Source organism: Bacillus sp. Hm123 (assembly GCF_051842975.2).
Taxonomy (GTDB): domain Bacteria; phylum Bacillota; class Bacilli; order Bacillales; family Domibacillaceae; genus Bacillus_CE.
Map to the genome: position 1 here is coordinate 1,659,207 of NZ_CM200277.1, position 17,733 is coordinate 1,676,939.

Here is a 17,733-nt window from a genome sequence, read left to right on the forward strand (position 1 = left end):
GACGGAAAAGTAAATAAAAATACGGGCAGAAGTTATCTAAAAAGATTCACTTTCTGCAGATGAACATGCGTGTTGTCTTGGTTAATTCGCTCTAAATACATATTCGTCGTCGAAATATCAGAATGCCCGGCCCAGTCTTTCACAACGGCAAGCGGCACATCATTTTCTAGCAGCATCGTCACAAATGTATGCCGAAACCAGTGAGGGGAGACGAGCGAATTTTTCCCAGCTAACTGAACGGCTTCTTTTACTATTTTATAAAGGCTCGGATACGTTAATCTTTTTTTATTCACATACGGCTCTTTCTTATTGTATAGAGCGAAGAAGAGTGGAGTCGTATCATCCGGATCGATCTCCGTGGACTCTCCAAGACATTTTCTATAATCAAATAATAATTCACTCGTTTCTTCTCTGACCGGAATCGTTCGTGCTTTTCCACCTTTCCCGATAACATCAGCAAATAGAAACCCTTGACGGTTGTAACGAAAGCTTCCCCAGTTCAAACTAAGCAACTCATTCGCTCGAAGCCCTGTCGTATAGAGGAGGTAGCCAATCAATAGATTACGTTTTTGCAGCTGTTCGCGATTTCGCTCGGCCTTGACGATTTTAGGAAAGCAAGCAAGAAGGTTTTCGGCATCTCTCTGATTTAATTCTCTTACTTGGACTCGTGTTTGTCTTGATTCTTGACGAGTTTCTTCTATTATATAGTGTCCTTTTTTCGCTGTTGGTTTCGAGATCCACGTTGAAAGATGAGCTTTGTAAAATTGCGTTTCATACCCGAAGTCTAATAAGCGACGAAAAAACTCCAATTTTCGGATGGCTGACTTAGAGGCATATTTGTCTTTAATATATTTATTGTACGCTTTCACCTCTGGAAAACCGATGTCTCGAAAGGAAAGAGAATGCTCCATTAAAAAGGTGAGCAGTGTTTTGGCATCTGAACGATAAGCTTTCAACGTATGCGGAGAAAGCTCACGATCCGCCGAAAAAATTTTCTCAAGAAAAAACACTTCGATAAATTCTTGCTCGGAACAATCTGCTAAGGAAAGGTTGCGATGTTCATCCAAAAGCTGGCGTTGTTCTAATTCTGTTTTTAATTGCGATAAATATTGTTCACTCGTTATCTGATTCAAAAGGGTCAAATCATTCATTAGGAAGCACCTCTATTAGTTTAAAATAATATTATTATGTATAGTAAAGATAAGTGCTAATTATCTTTACTTCTATTCTATCATAGAATACTTGTTCTATATAGTGGGATGGAAGATAAAATTATAGCTGTGTCGGGGTGCTTCTGAGAACCTCTGTGGCGCATTTAACTTTCTTTTCGTGTATGATGGTTCATTCGATTTGTTGTAGAGGCTATTTCGAATGAAGGGCTAAATGTAAGCATTTTAATTGTCTTTTCAATGAAATCTAGCTATAATAATCATCATCAAATAGATGAGGAGTGTTCAATTTGGCACAATCATTACAAGGGAAAAATGCAATTATCACTGGAGCAGGAAGAGGTATTGGTCGTGCGATTGCGATCGCTCTAGCGAAAGAAGGAGTAAACGTCGGTTTATTAGGACGTTCTGAAGAAAACTTAAAAAAAGTAGCGAAAGAAGTAGAAGCAGAAGGTGTGAAAGTAGCTGTTGCTACAGCGGATGTCGCTTCTAACGAAGACGTCGTGACGGCTGTTGCTACATTAACGAACGACTTAGGTTCAGTAGATGTGTTAATCAATAATGCAGGGATTGCAGCGTTCGGTAAATTTTTAGAATTAGATGTTAACGAATGGGAACAAATGATTAAAGTTAATTTAATGGGTGTTTATTATGTGACACGTGCTGCGTTACCTGGCATGATTGAACAACAATCTGGAGACATCATTAATATCTCATCAACAGCTGGTCAAAAGGGAGCGCCAGTGACAAGTGCTTACAGTGCATCTAAATTCGGTGTTATTGGTTTAACAGAATCGTTAGCGTTAGAAGTACGTAAACATAATATTCGCGTGAGCGCGTTAACGCCAAGCACTGTTGCTACAGACTTAGCGATCGATGGTGGTTTAACAGATGGCAATCCAGAAAAAGTGATGCAAGCGGAAGATATCGCAGAATTTATTGTCGCACAACTAAAATTAAATAGACGTACCTTTATTAAGTCAGCCGGATTATGGTCGACTAACCCATAAAGTGAACATAGCGGATAGACGTTCTCAAAAAGAGCGGATGTCCGCTATTTTTTTGTTGTAACATAGTAAGAGAATAGTAAATGTATTATAATTTGATGATACGATACAACATGTATAAGGATTATTTTGTTTGAAAGTCGGGTGAGTGCATGGGATTTGCATCAAAAGAATTGCTGATTAACTTTTTGTTCGTCCTGCTTCCGCTATTCTTTGTTCAAATGTTTTATTTAGTAAAATATACACGCCGATCTAAGAAATTAAAACATTGGATGGTTGCGATCTTTCCGATCATTTCTCTCGTGTTATGTATGTTATTCCCGGCGCCGCTAATGAATGGATTTGTGATGGATTTTAGGCGAATTCCTCTTGTTTTAGGAGTATTATACGGAGGACCTTGGTTCGGATTGCTACTATTAGCTCTCATTTTAGTGATTCGTTTTTTTCAAGGGGGTGACGGCTTTATGATTACGTCGATCATGTATCCGTTATTCACAGTCATTCTCATTTACTTATCTAAGTCGTATCATATGATGTCAATAAAAAAACGACTGCTAGTGATTGGACTTGTGTTGCCAGCCAGTGAAGCGGCTTTATTATTTACGATCACTCAATTATGTTCGATCAAGATCCCTGGCATGATACAATTGCAGCTCATTCTTCTGAATATGACCGCGGTCTTTATTGCCATGGTCATTTGGGAAATCATTCGTCAAAATTTTGAGTTGATGCGGAAAGTCGCAAAAGCAGAAAAGCTGGAAGTAGTGAGTCATTTAGCCGCAAGTATGTCTCATGAGGTGCGGAATCCTTTAACCGTTACAAAAGGATTTATGCAGTTGCTATATGAGGATTTACCTAAGGATAAACGGAAGGATTATTTAGACCTAGCGATTAGAGAGTTAGATCACTCAGTTGAAATTATTAATGACTATTTAATGTTTGCTCGACCGTCCGTTGAAACAATGGAAAAAATAGATATATGTCTCGAGACACAAAACTCGCTGAACATCATGACTCCCCATGCGAATATGCATGGGATTACAATCGTGTCTTTTATCCCACCCGCACCTATGTATGTAATGGGAAAAACATCTCAATTCGAACAATGCCTTGTGAATATCGTCAAAAATGCGATTGAAGCTATGCCTGACGGTGGTGAAATAAAGGTCACGATCCAAAGCGATCGCTCAACGGTTTCTGTAATGATAGAAGATAGTGGAGAAGGGATGACGACTGAGCAAATTAACCGCTTAGGCGAACCTTATTTCACGACAAAAAGTAAGGGAACTGGCCTTGGAATGATGGTTTCTTACAGTATCGTTCAAGGCATGAATGGTGAGATGGCGGTCAAAAGTGTCAAAGGAAAAGGAAGTTGCTTTACGATCACCTTGCCGATTTGTTATGAAAGAGAGAATTCTTGACTTTTAAGAAACGAAGAGTATGATAAATAGAAACATAGCAATGCTACAAAAAGCTGAAAGGAATAAATAATAATGAAGAAACTAGATGTACTACTAATGGTACTAAGTTGTCTCTTCCCGGTTGCTGGTGTGATGAAGTACATGTCTCTAGAACTGTCTTTATTCATGGGCGGCTTGTTATTTTTAACGAGTGTAGGAAGTTATTATGCTAAGCGATGGCACTCACGAATATTCAGCTGGATCGCATACACGGCATTTATCACCTTTTTGCTCGCGATTTGGGAGCAATACGCTACGATGAGTTCTATAGTAGCAAATGTAAAAATAGCGGCGTGTGTGGCGATCATTCCGCTCGTACTTCGATTTCGCACCTATGCAATTACAACGGGGTTACTTGGATTATGGGGAATACTGTTGTGGGATATAAAAGAAATGCAATCACTAGCAGTTCTGCCACGGATAATGAATGTATTTAAAACAGAACCATTATATTTCATCATTTTTGCAGCGGCATTCCTACTGGGCGGATGGTTAGCGAGTGCATTTCATCGGGGGAAGAACAAGGAAAAACAAGAGAAAGCGAACCTATTTGAGCAAAAAAAGAAACGGTTCAAGCCGACATTTAAATTGCCTATACCGCGCTTACCAAAATTAAAACTGAAGATGTTAAACTTCCGCAAGAAATCTTCAGAGACAAACGAACAACGTCGATACGAACCAATTCAAGAAGAACAGACAACTACTTTTTATCCAAACTTAGAGCCACAACATCATGAAATGGACTCCAAACCAGAAGCAATACAAGGCGAAACGAGAATGGAGCGGCGAAGAAATCGTTTGAAGGCATAGAGAAGATCGAAAAACCAGCAAAACTCTTATCCATTAGATAAAGATGCTTTGCTGGTTTTAGTTTGTGTCATTCAGTTCATTTTATCCCGAACAGCAGCGGGCATCTCATCCACTTGAACTTCTTCCCACGATTTCACGTAAGTTCTTTTTGTAGTAAGTTTTAAATAGGCGCCCTCACGCAGCTCTTTACTTGCTGTAAACGTGACTGTTGTTTCTTCGCCGTCTTCATTCACTCCTTGCAATGTGTATTCGAATGTACTTGCATCAACCTTTTCTCCCGGTTCGTCAATTTCAACAAAAACATCTTTTTTAGGAATGAAAGGGTTTAACATATCTGCTAGTTCGTTTTTCACGAAAAAGGTGAAAGAACAGACGATGATGGCGGCAACTATGACAGTCCCCATCGCTAATTTGAATACTTTCATTATTTTACTCCTCCTTATTTGCTTCTCTAGTATTCATTCTATAAGGAGCGGCCAGTGAAATCCCTCGATTAAGATGACAAATGAAACAGCGAACGTGACAATATTGTCACGTTCACTATATTTTGCTTTTATGTATAAATAGGTGGCGATTGGTCATATTAACATCGAGGTGATAGGATGAGTAAACGTAAAAAAGATCCATCAAAGGCGGGCTTAGGTTCATCAGAAGTAAAGGGTCAAGGCACAACGAATATAGAAACAGGAGAGAAAGCAATCTCTTCCGCACGGCATAAAAAACGGAAATAAAGTATGCATATTTTATTCGGATGTCGCCCTTTTAACAGGGGCGATTTTTTGTTCCTGAGATTATTAATGAAATTGCGGGACAAATTGATTTCATGTAGGAATCTTAGTCTAGTCACCTATTTTTTGTAGAAATGTGGAATAGAAGTTTGGTATGATATGAAAAAATAACCATAGAAATAGAAGTTTGGGCAGATCGACAATAGTATAGGAACCGATTTTAGCTTATTACAAATAAAACTAAGGTGAGGGGGAAGTCTATGACTATTACATGGGATGAAATTACATTTGATAATGTGAGTAATTTAGAAAAAACTTTAAAAATTTTTGATCAAGCATTTCCTGTCGAAGTGAGAGAATCACATGATATATTCTTAAAAAGTTTAAACTATGCAAAAACAAATAAACCAAATAATTTCCGATTCTTAATTGGTGTTGAAGGAGAGAAAATAGTATCTTTTGCAACAGGGCATTATTTAGCAGCTGTAAATGTAGGGTTTATCGTTTATATTGTTACCGACCCTTTTGTGAGAAGTAAAGGATTAGGAGCAAAAACATTATTGAAATTAGAAGAATTATTAGTTCAAGATGCTTCTCTTGCCGGAAACACCTCGCTGAAAGCAGTGATTTTAGAAACAGAAACACAAGAAGTGGTACATACAGAAACAGAAAAGCAAGATTGTATTAGAAGAAATAAATTCTTCGAAAGAAACGATTATAAACAATATAAAAATATAGATTACTTGCAACCACCTTTACATTTTGGAGCGAGCAATATACCTTTAAACTTATTTATTAAAAATATGCAATCAACTGGCGTTAACAAGGAAGAAATTAATCATATCATCAGAATTATTTTTAAAGAAAAATATTATATTGTGAATGAAATTGATAGAGATATTCTAAAGAATTGTCTTCAAACGATGGGGATCAATGGTGAATTCTTATTCAATTAATGGTTGTCCCATAGTATTTGTTATAATGAATAAAAGACTTGATTGGCGTGAAGACATGGATGAATACATTCGATTGGTGAACAAAACCGAAGATTATATTGAAAGCCATCTGAGCGAAAAAATCTCACTAGATGACTTAGCAAATCATGCAAATATGTCTAAATATCATTTCCATCGTATATTTAGTAAGTACAGTGACGAGACGGTGAAACAGTTTGTTACTAGAATAAAAGTGGAGCGAGCAGGGATATTCCTCGCAGTCCGCAATGATTTGAGCATCACAGATATTGCGCTCCAATATGGCTACAATGATGCGAGTACCTTCAACAAAGCTTTTAAGAAGTATTTTAGAATGTCTCCATTAGAATACAGGAAAGCAAGAAACGACAAGAAATAGCCGATCATCTTCCTTATACTTAAGTTAAGGGAGATGATATTAATGGAAAAACCAACGATCACAGTAGAAAATATTGAAATGAAAGTAATCTATGTACGCTTCAAAGGAAATTATGTCGAGTATAGAAAAAATAGTCGTAAGATGTTCGATGAACTATTCAAATTCGCAAAAAAATATGATCTTATCAAAGATAATGTTACAAAGGTAATGACTATATACCATGATAATCCTTTCGTAACTGATTCAGAAAATTTACGAACTAGCGTAGCAATGACGGTTCCATCAGATACTGCAATTGAAGAAGAAGGACAAATCGGTACGATGACTTTTGGCGGAAAATACGCAGTACTACATTATGATCTAACACTAGGTGAGTATGAAGAAGCTTGGAAATATGCTTATTCTGATTGGTTACTGAGTAAAGGTGAATACACACCGAGAGATTCATTCCCATTTGAATTATACGTTACTGAGCCACCAAAAAACTTCAAAGCTAAGAGTAAGACAGATATTTATATTCCGATTGAGTAAATTTAAGGCTTTAGGAGTAGAGTAATGAAAAGCGGCTGACCTAAAAGAGTGTTAAAACACAGCTTTAGGTCAGCTTTTTTGTCTATTGATGACACCAAGTGAATGTTTTCCAAATATATCATAGAACAAATGTTCCTTTTTGGGGTATAATAAAGCTAAATGGATGAATCATGTTATTATTTGGAGGGAGCTTGTATGCCAAGAGATCCGGGAATAACAGATGAAATGATTATTAAGCTGTACAAGGAGGGGGTATCTTATAAGGAAATGCTGCCTATCGTCGGTCTTTCTGATCGAGCGATTCGCAATGTGCTTTATAAGCATGGTAATGGGCAAATCAATCTAGTATTTGAAAGCACTGTTAATTTAAAAGAATTTATAAATAATCCTAAGTGGGATTATAAATTTATTTCTAAAAAACACGACATTTATTTTACTAATACGACTACATCCGAAAAGCCTGTGAATGCCGGTGTTAAATTGGTTCTTACGCATAGTTGGTGATTGTTTCTGTACTGGTTATACTAATTAATTCGTTGTTATTTCAATATAGTTACCAACGGAAAAGCAAACGGTTTCGTATGACTTCAAAACTGCCGCGACCGTACATCATACGCTTGATCATTTTCAAGCGGTTCACCTGTCCTTCTACAGGTCCGTTAGACCATGGGAGGATCGTTGCGTGCCATGTCGCTTTCAAATCACTCTTGATTCCTCTAATAAAAGATTGGAGATGAACGAAGTCCGTATTCCTATGTTTAATAAGCCATTTCCTTAAGCCAGAGCGTTCCTTCAAAACAAAGAGTTGCCGGAAATCTGAGACAAATGCGCGTAGTTCCAACAACTCCGGAAACCTCTGTGGCAATTTAGGATGAAGAGCGACCAAAGCGTCTTCAAACTTTTCATCTGAATTTTCCCAAATCGCGAGGAGTGCCTTTTGTCGAAGTGACAGGACAATCGTCTCCGACTTTTCCATGTTTCGCTTTTCATCCGAGATCAGATGACTCAATGTCGAATGCGAACCAGTGAATCCTTCACTTTGACATATCTCTGTGATCCTCCTCCCTGATAGCTTCTTCGTCAATAGGTTCCTTATCCTTGGCCGCCACTTATCATATTTCGAATGCCGTCGGTGCGAAGGTTTAGATGTAGTGTTCAGGTCAGCATAGACCGTTTTCCGGTCGATTTGGAGTTCATTCGCAATACTTTGTATGGAGGCACCTTCTGCACGCATCTTTTGAACGATTTGGATACGCTGCCATCTCTTCTCCTCGTTTGCTTTTCTATATCTATCTCTTTTGGAGAGTGGGCTTGTAACTGTATTATTCTTGCATGACCTGACCGGGCTTGTTTTCCATTTCGCAGGGAGAAGCAGGGGTAGTTGTTTCTTGATCGCTTCGAAAAGCTGGTGGAGAATATGCCAACGGTCTCCCACCTGAATAGCTTTCGGAATGGCATCTGAAGCTGCTCTTGCATAAGATGGTGAACCGTCACGACTAATGATTTGAATTTCTGGATGAGAGTGTAGCCACTCTGTCACTTTTATTCGATCTCTTGTAGGCAATATATCGATCGGCTGATGGGTAATCAAGTCAACGAAGATCGTGCCGTATCGGAAACGTTTCTTGAACGCGAAATCATCGATACCTACGAAAGGGATATGTGCCAAAGACATTAAAGCGCTCACGCTTAATTCTGCGTAAGATCGTATCATGGCTGATCGAGATATTCATGGAACGACAGACCTTTTCGGCAATGATACAGTTCGTTGCAAAGCCGATAGAGCGTATAATGGATTCTAGCCGCTCTGTCTTCCGTCCGTATGGTCGCAGCCAGTCTAGTCTTTCTGTGAAGACCTTGGTTAGGCAGCGTTGGTTTTCGCAGAACCACTTATGCAAATGAACATCTAGGTGGACTTGGTGTCCAGCGAGTGGCAAGTCATCAACTTTGCGGATATATGTACTGTGCTTCCGGTGGGTACAAGTTTGGCAGGCGGGGCAGGTTGCGTGACTAGAGTGAACATCAAGTACGAAAAATAACTTGTTTTCTCTGATAGATTGGTGGACAATTTTAACCTGATTGCCGAAGCTGAGAATACACTCTGTGACAGAGTTGGACATGATGAACACCACCTTTGGTATATTTAATTTTACTATACCCGGAAATGATCAATTTCTATCCTTCACCAACTATGCGTAAGAACCAATTTTACGCCAGTATTGACAAAGCCATTAGAATCTTTAAAATATGAATTTAAATTGCTAGTTAGGAAATCTTCATCCAATCAGTATAATTTAGATCACACTGTTTATCTCTTAGAGAAACGGATATTACAAAAACTCGAATCGTTCACCAATAAAATGATTATAGACAAAATTGGCCAAGTTTTATCTTTAGAACTATCAAAACAATATAGAGGTCGATTATATGCTTCACTTGAATTAAATAGGTTGGAGGCCTAAAAATGGGTTTCTTGTACATTCTATTGATAAGGTAAAAGGCTTAGAGTGGGAAAGGTGTTTATTCATTTTAACAACGGACCTTGCTGATTATCTTTTTAAAATTAAAACGGATCATAATAAAATGATGAATTATTTATATGTAGCTTTAACAAGATTCAAACACGAGTTAATTATTTTAATTACAAAAGAAGTAGAAAATAAATACGGGTCTGCCCTTATCTCTAGTTGGTATAGTGAAAATATTCTTAATAAATCTACGGAGGAGTGTAATGAAAAATTATAATAGTCCAGTAATTGAAAAAATAGCAGCAACAACTGTTATATCCTTGGCAGCATCTTTAAATACTTGCTTAGATCCCAATATTAATATGGGTGATAAAGGAATTTCTTATGACGGTACTATAGATATTTATAGTGTGCCTAATCTTATTAAAAAGAACTTAATAGGTTCAGTGCCTGTCCAGGTAAAGGGTAAAACTATTGATAGAGAGCAGCTTAATCGATGTAGTTACCCCGTTGATATGGATGATTTAGATATTTATTACGCTCAGAGTGGTGTCTTGTTTTTTGTCGTTTTAATTACTCCAAGTAACCAAAAAAGGATTTTTTATAGAATGTTACTCCCATTAGAATTAAAAGAGGTTGTTAAAAGAAAGTCGAGAAAGGCTACAAAAACCTTTAAATTTAACTATATAGATACATTGGACCATTTGACAAGAATTTGCCGTATATTTTTAGAAGAATCAAAAAAACAATCATTATCTCTAATTGAACATGAATATAAATTAGAGGAATTCCAAGATTTTAAACTAACTTTCCTTGATTTAGTCGAAGAAGATATTGATAAAATTAATGATTTTAAAAATATTCTTGGAAGTTCTGCATTTGTATATGGAGAAGAAAAGGGACGTGTATATCCAATTAACTCCATAACTATTTCGAGTGTTTTAGAAGAGGGCGTTATACAGAGAAATATAGGTAATGAAAGCATCAGTTTTACTTATTCACTAACAAGAAATTCATCAGAAACAATTATAAAAATTGAGGACCTCATTCTTATTAGCTGCAAAGACAATCGAAAAAGAAGTAATCTTCAGATTGAAGAACTAACCAACTTGTATGATATTAAGCGTTCTAGACAATTCTTGTCGTCTTTAAACGATGAGCAACAACCGTTTTACATAGGTGAAAAGTTATTTGAAAAGCCGAGTAAAAAAATACAGGAGAATGTAGAAAATCAATTAAAAACCGTTTTTCAATTAGAAAAACTATTTTCTATATTAGGTATACCATTGAAATATGAATTTAAGAATGAAGCTTTTGTAGATAAATTTTTAGAGTTACTTTTTATATTTAACAATGAAAGATATGAGCTGCTACAAATCCCAAAAGAAATTAAAGGGAACGGTTTGATATCCTTAAAAGTATTTGATAATTACGAAGTGTATCTTTACTTTAATTCTACTCAAAAAGAAAAGCTTACAAATATCTTTTCGGCAGAAATATCAAATAAAATATCAATGGGCCTAAAGGATAAATTAAACGAAACTAAAATTAGTTTATTTTTATCGATTCCTATTCAGGAATTATTGAATTATATTAACTATAATCAGACTATAGTAATTAGTTCATTATCAACCTCCAAAATGGATTATAATCATTTTACATTCGGGTATATAAATAACTATGCTTTGGATTGCTTAAAACTCTTCGATGAAACAGGAGATGCAAGGCTACTCGAGATTGCCTCAACTTTACTTAGCAATTGTTTATTAGTTGAAGATGAAAGGTCAATTGCATTTATTAATTTGTGTCAAACTAAGATGAGACAAGGTAAAAGGTTGAGTGAACAGGAACTGAATGAAATTATTAAAATAAAAAGAGCTGCAGTAATGGCTTCTAATACGTTATTAGAACTGTGTGCGAATCTAATGTTGAACAATAAATCAGAAGCAAAAGCTAATTTCAAATCTTTAGATCCTGAACAAAAGGAACAATTTTCGGCTTTTCCTATCAGAAAATTCCTTTAATAGAATTTAAAAATTTAAGTTCTTGTATATTGAAAAGATATAATACCGTTTACTGCGTATGAAAAAAAGAGCTGCGATGATGAGTAATGTTTCATTTTCTATAAATATACCAACTGATTCCGATGGTTATTTTAATTTATGTTGTCCTTATCAATGAAGCATGACACGGATTCCTTCTCTTGTCATCTAAACGCCAAATTGCTCAATAACGTATGTTGAGACACTTTGACGGTGAATATTCAACCTGGCGGCGACGTCAATCGCTTTATAACCTTCCATTACAAGATGAACAGCAGTAAGACGTGTACGGTCACCAGCTTCTTTTGTACGCTTTTCCATTTGGTGCAAATGATCTGTCGTTAACCCGTGAGTTTTTGTTATTTGTAAAGTTTTCATCTCATATCTCTCCTTTTTTCTACTAGGGGCAGTATGGGCACCTGAGATAATGTTTAAACATGTTGAATAGCTATCTTGGATTTATATATCTAGACTATGATGAAAAATGTGCAATTTCTCATCATGGTTCTAAGGTCCTATTAAAAAATAAATAGAAAAATGAGATTTCCTCTTTACTTTTTTCTATAAAAGTAATATATTGTATATAGTGGTTTGAGGAAGCCACTGTATCATATCATACCAAGATTTAATAGAGTTATTATGGTAAGGCTTTATGCCGTGGCGTTGGGGATCGCCTAACTCCGATTTTATCGGATTTCCCTATAAAAAAATGACTAACTTTGTTTAGTCATTTTTTTATACCCAAAACCCTGAATTTTCAAAAAGAGGTGCTGGCAGATGAAGTATAGTATTGGACTCGATATAGGAATAGCATCAGTTGGTTGGGCAGTCATTAATGAGGATATAGAACGAATTGAAGACATGGGAGTCCGCATATTTGATGCAGCGGAACATCCTAAAGATGGTTCTCCTCTATCTACTCCAAGAAGAGAAGCGCGTTCTACTCGGAAGCGATTAAGACGAAGACGTCACCGCGTTGAACGTATTCGACAGCTGATGATTCAAAAAGGTCTTTTGACACAAGTTCAAATGGAACAGTTATATGACTGGAAGGCGGAAGATTTAGATATTTGGCTTATAAGAGTGAATGGCTTAGAAAGAAAACTAACGGATCGTGAGTTTGCTCGCATATTAATTCATTTAGCTAAAAATCGAGGGTTCAAATCGAATCGTAAAAGCGAATTAAAAGAGGGAGATAATGGAGTGGTACTATCGGCTGTTCAAGAAAATAAGCAGCTGATGGAGGAGAAAGGCTACCAGACCATTGCCGAAATGCTCCTTTTTGATGAGAAGTTTGAGGGACGTAAAAGGAATAAAGAAGGCGACTATTCACATGTTATTGCAAGAAGTGACTTAGAACGGGAAATTCATCTTATTTTTGAAAAGCAAAGGGAGTATGGTCATGCTTTTGCGACGCTAGAAAACGAGAAAGCCTATATAAATATTTGGGCTTCACAAAGACCTTTTGCGACGAAAGATGATATCGCTAAAAAAATAGGATATTGTACATTTGAATCGAAAGAAAAAAGAGCCCCGAAAAGTACATATACGTTTGAACGTTTTCGAGCGATGGATAAATTAAATCGCTTAAGAATCCTATCAGTAACCGCTTCTTCAAGATCGCTGACACAAGAAGAACGGGATACGATATTAAATTCTCTCTTTTCTAAAAAAGAAGTGAAATATAAAGAGCTACGTAAATTATTGAAATTAACGGATGACCAACGTTTTAATGAAATTTATTACGACCCCAATGAATCAAACGAAAAAAATGAAAACAGAACATTCCTTTCATTAGAAAGTCAGTATAAAATCAGAACGATTATTAAAAAAGTAGAAGGAAAAAATATCAACGATTCATATCGGCCCGTTGATTTAGACACAATTGCATACGCTTTAACCGTATTTAAAGACGATCAAGATATTCGAGATTATTTACAAAATCGCTATGTATCTAGTAACGGAAAAAAGGTGTTGAATTTAGCTAATCGAGAATATACAGAAGAATTGACTGAAGAACTGCTCCAGCTTTCTTTTGCTAAATTTGGTCATCTGTCTTTAAAAGCACTTAAAAATATTTTGCCACACATGGAGCAAGGAATGCCTTATCATCAAGCTTGTGCGGAAGCGGGATATGCTTTTAATCAAAGGATAAATAAAGAAAAACAATATTTTTTACCTGTGATCCCAACGAAAGATATTGCTAATCCAGTCGTTGTTCGTTCTTTGTCACAAGTAAGGAAAGTTATTAATGGAATTATACGAAAATACGGATCCCCTTCTGCCATCTATATTGAGCTGGCGCGAGAAATGGGAAGAGTGTATAAAGAACGGAAAGAACTTGAAAAACAATATAACAAAAATCGAGAAATGAATGAAGGGACAAAAAGGCATATAGCAGAGTTAGGTTTATTAAAAGGCGATCCAAGAGGTCATGATATTTTAAAGTATAAACTTTGGAAAGAGCAAAATGAACGTTGTGCGTATTCATTTAAACCTATTTCAGTAGAACGACTATTTGATATTGGTTATTCCGAAGTAGATCATATCATTCCATATAGCCGCAGTTTCGATGACAGTAACAACAATAAGGTTCTTGTTCTTGCTGCTGAAAATCAAAATAAGCAAAATCGCACACCTTATGAATGGTTCGATCATGATGAAATGAAATGGCAACGATTTATGTCTTTTGTCACTACAATGAAAGTATCCAAAAAGAAAAAAAGCTTGCTGTTGAAAAAGGATTTTGATGACGAGCAAGCTGAAGAGTTCCGCTCTAGACACTTAAATGATACTCGTTATATTACTCGTTACATCAAATCATTTATTGAAGATCGTTTGAAATTTCGTACAGAAGAAGACAGAAAGCAATATGTACATACGGTAAACGGTGCATATACGTCATTGATGAGAAAGCGTTGGGGTTTTAATAAAAACCGAAATGAAAATGATTTACATCATGCACTAGATGCAGTTATTGTTGCAGTGAGTTTACCATTTAAACATAGAGTGAGTGCTTATTTCAAACGCCGCGAAGAGCATACGCATAATCAGTTAAAACGCGAACGTGAATTCTTCCCAGAGCCTTGGCCAGGATTTATTCATGAACTAGAAATAAGAATGATGCAAGATCCTGAAAAGCTGAAACTAGCCATGGAAAGTTTAAACTTAGAAACCTATGATGAATCATTCATAGAAGAACTGAAACCTATTTTTGTTTCGCGAATGCCAAAACTATCAATAAAAGGACAGATTCACGAAGAAACATTAAAACGGGTTCGGGGCTATACTGAAGATGGCTATATCCGTACAGTTAAAAAAGTCCGTTTAGATCAAATTCCGTTTGATAAAAATGGTGATTTCCCGATGTTCGGAAAAGAAACAGATAGGAAAACATATGAAGCGATTAAAAATAGATATTTAGAATATGGTAAAGATAAGAAAAAAGCTTTTCACACGCCGCTATATAAACCAGCGAAAAATCCAGCAAGCGCACCGATTATTCGCTCTGTGAAGATCGAGGATAAGGCGAATCGCGTCGTGATGTTAGATGAGAAAACAGCTGCTGATCATGCGAGTATTGCAAGGACAGAAGTGTTTCGGCATAAAGAAACGGGGAGATTTTTCTTGACGCCTGTTTATGTAGCAGATGTTTTAAGTAAGAGAGTTCCGGAGCGTTTTATTACGCCCGGAAAGCCATATAGTGAATGGAAAAAAATCACGGATGACTATGAATTTCTTTTTTCCTTGTATCCTAATGATTTAATTAAAGTTAAAATGCCTAAAGAAAAAGAAACGAAAACATACATGAAAGAAAAGTATGTATGGCAAGAGAGTTTGATGTATTTTAAAGGAGTGCATTCAGGCACTGCAGCGGTTAAATTAATAGATCATATGAATAGTTTTGAAGATGAGATAGGTACGCAAAGATTAGTAACATTCGAGAAATATCAAGTAGATCCATTAGGTAATGTGACTAAAGTACATGGAGAAAAGCGCCATGGCATTTAGACACATTGTTATTCGCAAACCAAGTAAGCTTTCAACGCGTGATGAACAATTACTGATCCAGCAAGAAGAGACAGCTCGCATTCCTTTAGAGGATATTTGTACAATTACAATAGAAGATCCGACAATTACTATTACAACGGCTTTATTAAGTAAATGTGTAGAATATCATGTGGAGTTAATTATTTGTGATCGGAAAAGGCTGCCTGCAGGAATTTTGCAGCCTTTCCATCGGCATTCTCGCCAAAAAGCGGTATTAGATGTTCAACTAAACTTATCAAAACCATTTAAAAAGAGAATTTGGCAACAAATTGTGATTCGCAAACTCGAAAATCAGGCCCGCTGTCTAGAGTTGATCAACAAAGGAGAAGAGGCGCAAAAACTATATGCAATTAGCAGAAGTGTAGAGTCAGGGGATCGAACAAATCGAGAAGCCTATGGAGCCAAAGTATATTTCACCGCATTATTTGGCCCTAACTTTTATCGCAGACAAGAGGACGTCCGTAATATTTCGTTAAACTATGGTTACAGTTTGGTTCGCTCGTTAACCGCTCGTGCACTTGTACGTTATGGCTTCACTCCAAGTATTGGTGTTTTTCATGACAGTCAAACGAATGCGTTTAACCTAGCAGATGACTTTATGGAAGTGCTAAGGCCATTTGTCGATGTGATCGTTGCGTTAAATGTATCAGATGAAACGGAATGGGATTCTACAATTAGAGAACAACTCTTTTCCGTGTTAAACATTGAGGCTATATGGAAAGAAGAAAGACAAAGTCTGACAAACGGTGTAGAGCAAATGGTAAAAAGTTATGTATCGGCATGCCGGCAAAACGATGCATCACTATTAGTATTACCAGAACTTATTACGTTAAGATCACACACATATGAGTAAATTTATGAGAATACTTGTTTTCTTTGACTTGCCGGTCATGACCAAATTAGAAAGAAGAGCCTATACCCGTTTCCGCAAATTTTTATTAAAAGATGGATATACGATGCTACAGTTTTCTGTTTACACAAGAATTTGCAATGGAGAAGAAGGAGCACAGAAGCATTTAAGAAGACTTAAACAAAATATTCCTAGTGTGAATGGAGCGATACGAGCGCTAAAAGTAACAGAAAAACAATTTGAAAGCATGGATATTTTGTTAGGGGTTCAAACGATTGATGAGCAACTAGGATCAAATAAAACGGACTTTTTCTAATGAAAAGTACTTGCAATTCTTGCAGGTGCTTTTTATTTTGGAGAAGTATTGAGAAAATTCAATGTGAAAGCCCGAAAAACAGCATATTTGAGAACGTTTTTTTGAAAAAAGAAACCCCGTGATATGAGGAGTATCAAGGGGTTTCGGGCCACGTATCATACCATACCAAGATTTATAGAGGAATTATGGCAAAGCTCCTTCTGCAATTTCTTCTACAAAGATCATACCATACCAAGATTTATAGAGGAATTATGGCCTTCAAGTAGCGCGCCACGGGATGCAGAATATCATACCATACCAAGATTTATAGAGGAATTATGGCGTCGAAAGCCCGTTTTCCATCTTCATCACAATCATACCATACCAAGATTTATAGAGGAATTATGGCCGTCTCGTTGGTACTCATCTCGTAGCTCTTATCATACCATACCAAGATTTATAGAGGAATTATGGCGCACTCTACGCGGGCATTTCCCCTTGTCCTATCATACCATACCAAGATTTATAGAGGAATTATGGCGACATGGGGAGCAGTGTCTATGACTGCAATATCATACCATACCAAGATTTATAGAGGAATTATGGCATATCATTAAACATTGAAAGTTGTTTAGCGATCATACCATACCAAGATTTATAGAGGAATTATGGCTCGAGGCGGCACGTTGATGATCAACACTTCATCATACCATACCAAGATTTATAGAGGAATTATGGCTGATTCTCCAGAAGTCATAATCGCTTGCGTATCATACCATACCAAGATTTATAGAGGAATTATGGCGATACTTATGGTCTCCTCTTAAAAATACGAATCATACCATACCAAGATTTATAGAGGAATTATGGCCCAAGTTCACCATATCTAATGTGATTGACAATCATACCATACCAAGATTTATAGAGGAATTATGGCGGCGTTTATACATGGTATCACCATCCCTTAATC

16 protein-coding genes, 1 pseudogene and 1 CRISPR repeat array (1 of these 18 cut by a window edge) are annotated in these 17,733 nt (G+C 36.5%); of the genes and pseudogenes, 12 read left to right on the forward strand and 5 right to left on the reverse strand.

Going from position 1 to position 17,733, the window contains the following annotated elements; genetic code table 11:
* Positions 1–32: 32 nt before the first annotated feature.
* On the reverse strand, positions 33–1,151 hold the full coding sequence (locus ACSVDJ_RS08520) for a tyrosine-type recombinase/integrase (RefSeq protein WP_439168024.1): 1,119 nt from the start codon (positions 1,149–1,151) through the stop codon (positions 33–35).
* 308 nt (positions 1,152–1,459) lie between these two features.
* Between ACSVDJ_RS08520 and ACSVDJ_RS08525 the strand changes: the two genes are divergently transcribed.
* The 3 genes from ACSVDJ_RS08525 (at position 1,460) to ACSVDJ_RS08535 (ending at position 4,446) form a co-directional block, all read left to right on the forward strand.
* Positions 1,460–2,179 (forward strand): 3-ketoacyl-ACP reductase, encoded by a 720-nt coding sequence (locus ACSVDJ_RS08525; protein ID WP_439168025.1) that lies wholly within the window; start codon positions 1,460–1,462, stop codon positions 2,177–2,179.
* A gap of 149 nt (positions 2,180–2,328) precedes the next feature.
* Entirely contained in the window at positions 2,329–3,597 is a 1,269-nt protein-coding gene (locus ACSVDJ_RS08530; protein WP_439168027.1) for an ATP-binding protein, read from the forward strand.
* 72 nt (positions 3,598–3,669) lie between these two features.
* Positions 3,670–4,446: a DUF3959 family protein gene (locus ACSVDJ_RS08535; RefSeq protein WP_439168028.1), complete on the forward strand. Its 777-nt coding sequence runs from the start codon at positions 3,670–3,672 to the stop codon at positions 4,444–4,446.
* 71 nt (positions 4,447–4,517) lie between these two features.
* Here ACSVDJ_RS08535 and ACSVDJ_RS08540 read toward each other — a convergent pair whose 3' ends face one another.
* Positions 4,518–4,871 carry a YxeA family protein gene (locus tag ACSVDJ_RS08540; protein WP_439168030.1) on the reverse strand — a complete coding sequence of 118 codons (354 nt, stop codon included), beginning with the start codon at positions 4,869–4,871 and terminating at the stop codon, positions 4,518–4,520.
* Between the two features lie 177 nt (positions 4,872–5,048).
* Between ACSVDJ_RS08540 and ACSVDJ_RS08545 the strand changes: the two genes are divergently transcribed.
* The 5 genes from ACSVDJ_RS08545 to ACSVDJ_RS08565 all read left to right on the forward strand — a co-directional run bounded on the left by ACSVDJ_RS08545 (position 5,049) and on the right by ACSVDJ_RS08565 (position 7,562).
* A complete protein-coding gene (locus ACSVDJ_RS08545; RefSeq protein WP_439168031.1) occupies positions 5,049–5,177 on the forward strand; it encodes a YuzL family protein in 129 nt (42 codons plus the stop codon).
* Between the two features lie 257 nt (positions 5,178–5,434).
* On the forward strand, positions 5,435–6,130 hold the full coding sequence (locus ACSVDJ_RS08550; protein WP_439168032.1) for a GNAT family N-acetyltransferase: 696 nt from the start codon (positions 5,435–5,437) through the stop codon (positions 6,128–6,130).
* Positions 6,108–6,527 carry a helix-turn-helix domain-containing protein gene (locus ACSVDJ_RS08555; RefSeq protein ID WP_518620483.1) on the forward strand — a complete coding sequence of 140 codons (420 nt, stop codon included), beginning with the start codon at positions 6,108–6,110 and terminating at the stop codon, positions 6,525–6,527. Before ACSVDJ_RS08550 ends, ACSVDJ_RS08555 begins: the two co-directional genes overlap by 23 nt.
* Before the next feature lie 42 nt (positions 6,528–6,569).
* Positions 6,570–7,058 (forward strand): AraC family transcriptional regulator, encoded by a 489-nt coding sequence (locus ACSVDJ_RS08560; protein ID WP_439168036.1) that lies wholly within the window; start codon positions 6,570–6,572, stop codon positions 7,056–7,058.
* Between the two features lie 195 nt (positions 7,059–7,253).
* A complete protein-coding gene (locus ACSVDJ_RS08565; RefSeq protein WP_439168037.1) occupies positions 7,254–7,562 on the forward strand; it encodes a hypothetical protein in 309 nt (102 codons plus the stop codon).
* Positions 7,563–7,611: 49 nt separating this feature from the next.
* Here the strand turns inward: ACSVDJ_RS08565 and ACSVDJ_RS08570 are convergent, their stop codons facing one another.
* Positions 7,612–8,772 (reverse strand): ISL3 family transposase, encoded by a 1,161-nt coding sequence (locus tag ACSVDJ_RS08570; protein ID WP_439168039.1) that lies wholly within the window; start codon positions 8,770–8,772, stop codon positions 7,612–7,614.
* 172 nt (positions 8,773–8,944) lie between these two features.
* Positions 8,945–9,178: pseudogene (locus ACSVDJ_RS08575) on the reverse strand (transposase family protein); the annotation flags it as partial.
* A 611-nt stretch (positions 9,179–9,789) separates the two neighbouring features.
* On the opposite strand from ACSVDJ_RS08575, the gene ACSVDJ_RS08580 reads away from it, so the two are divergent.
* Positions 9,790–11,550: a hypothetical protein gene (locus tag ACSVDJ_RS08580; protein WP_439168043.1), complete on the forward strand. Its 1,761-nt coding sequence runs from the start codon at positions 9,790–9,792 to the stop codon at positions 11,548–11,550.
* Positions 11,551–11,736: 186 nt separating this feature from the next.
* Here ACSVDJ_RS08580 and ACSVDJ_RS08585 read toward each other — a convergent pair whose 3' ends face one another.
* Entirely contained in the window at positions 11,737–11,946 is a 210-nt protein-coding gene (locus tag ACSVDJ_RS08585) for a hypothetical protein (RefSeq protein WP_439168045.1), read from the reverse strand.
* A gap of 399 nt (positions 11,947–12,345) precedes the next feature.
* Between ACSVDJ_RS08585 and cas9 the strand changes: the two genes are divergently transcribed.
* Genes cas9 through cas2 form a run of 3 tightly spaced genes read left to right on the forward strand, consistent with a single transcriptional unit; the run spans position 12,346 to position 16,784 of the window.
* Positions 12,346–15,579 carry a type II CRISPR RNA-guided endonuclease Cas9 gene (gene cas9, locus ACSVDJ_RS08590; protein ID WP_439168047.1) on the forward strand — a complete coding sequence of 1,078 codons (3,234 nt, stop codon included), beginning with the start codon at positions 12,346–12,348 and terminating at the stop codon, positions 15,577–15,579.
* Entirely contained in the window at positions 15,569–16,471 is a 903-nt protein-coding gene (gene cas1, locus ACSVDJ_RS08595; RefSeq protein WP_439168049.1) for a type II CRISPR-associated endonuclease Cas1, read from the forward strand. The genes cas9 and cas1 overlap by 11 nt, the downstream gene beginning before the upstream one ends.
* Positions 16,472–16,475: 4 nt before the next feature.
* The gene (gene cas2, locus ACSVDJ_RS08600; RefSeq protein WP_439168051.1) at positions 16,476–16,784 is read left to right on the forward strand and encodes a CRISPR-associated endonuclease Cas2; all 309 of its coding nucleotides are present in this window, start codon (positions 16,476–16,478) and stop codon (positions 16,782–16,784) included.
* 154 nt (positions 16,785–16,938) lie between these two features.
* Positions 16,939–17,733: a CRISPR direct-repeat array (repeat unit 36 nt; unit sequence ATCATACCATACCAAGATTTATAGAGGAATTATGGC) (it continues 1,551 nt past the right edge of the window).

Bases quoted from the DNA above. Each gene is read 5' to 3' on its own strand.
- ACSVDJ_RS08565 (WP_439168037.1), top strand. From the start codon at position 7,254: ATGCCAAGAGATCCGGGAATAACAGATGAAATGATTATTAAGCTGTAC.
- ACSVDJ_RS08570 (WP_439168039.1), bottom strand. From the start codon at position 8,772: ATGATACGATCTTACGCAGAATTAAGCGTGAGCGCTTTAATGTCTTTG.
- ACSVDJ_RS08550 (WP_439168032.1), top strand. From the start codon at position 5,435: ATGACTATTACATGGGATGAAATTACATTTGATAATGTGAGTAATTTA.
- ACSVDJ_RS08545 (WP_439168031.1), top strand. From the start codon at position 5,049: ATGAGTAAACGTAAAAAAGATCCATCAAAGGCGGGCTTAGGTTCATCA.
- cas9 (WP_439168047.1), top strand. From the start codon at position 12,346: ATGAAGTATAGTATTGGACTCGATATAGGAATAGCATCAGTTGGTTGG.
- ACSVDJ_RS08580 (WP_439168043.1), top strand. From the start codon at position 9,790: ATGAAAAATTATAATAGTCCAGTAATTGAAAAAATAGCAGCAACAACT.
- cas1 (WP_439168049.1), top strand. From the start codon at position 15,569: ATGGCATTTAGACACATTGTTATTCGCAAACCAAGTAAGCTTTCAACG.
- ACSVDJ_RS08560 (WP_439168036.1), top strand. From the start codon at position 6,570: ATGGAAAAACCAACGATCACAGTAGAAAATATTGAAATGAAAGTAATC.
- ACSVDJ_RS08540 (WP_439168030.1), bottom strand. From the start codon at position 4,871: ATGAAAGTATTCAAATTAGCGATGGGGACTGTCATAGTTGCCGCCATC.
- ACSVDJ_RS08520 (WP_439168024.1), bottom strand. From the start codon at position 1,151: ATGAATGATTTGACCCTTTTGAATCAGATAACGAGTGAACAATATTTA.
- ACSVDJ_RS08555 (WP_518620483.1), top strand. From the start codon at position 6,108: ATGGTGAATTCTTATTCAATTAATGGTTGTCCCATAGTATTTGTTATA.
- ACSVDJ_RS08530 (WP_439168027.1), top strand. From the start codon at position 2,329: ATGGGATTTGCATCAAAAGAATTGCTGATTAACTTTTTGTTCGTCCTG.
- ACSVDJ_RS08535 (WP_439168028.1), top strand. From the start codon at position 3,670: ATGAAGAAACTAGATGTACTACTAATGGTACTAAGTTGTCTCTTCCCG.
- cas2 (WP_439168051.1), top strand. From the start codon at position 16,476: ATGAGAATACTTGTTTTCTTTGACTTGCCGGTCATGACCAAATTAGAA.
- ACSVDJ_RS08585 (WP_439168045.1), bottom strand. From the start codon at position 11,946: ATGAAAACTTTACAAATAACAAAAACTCACGGGTTAACGACAGATCAT.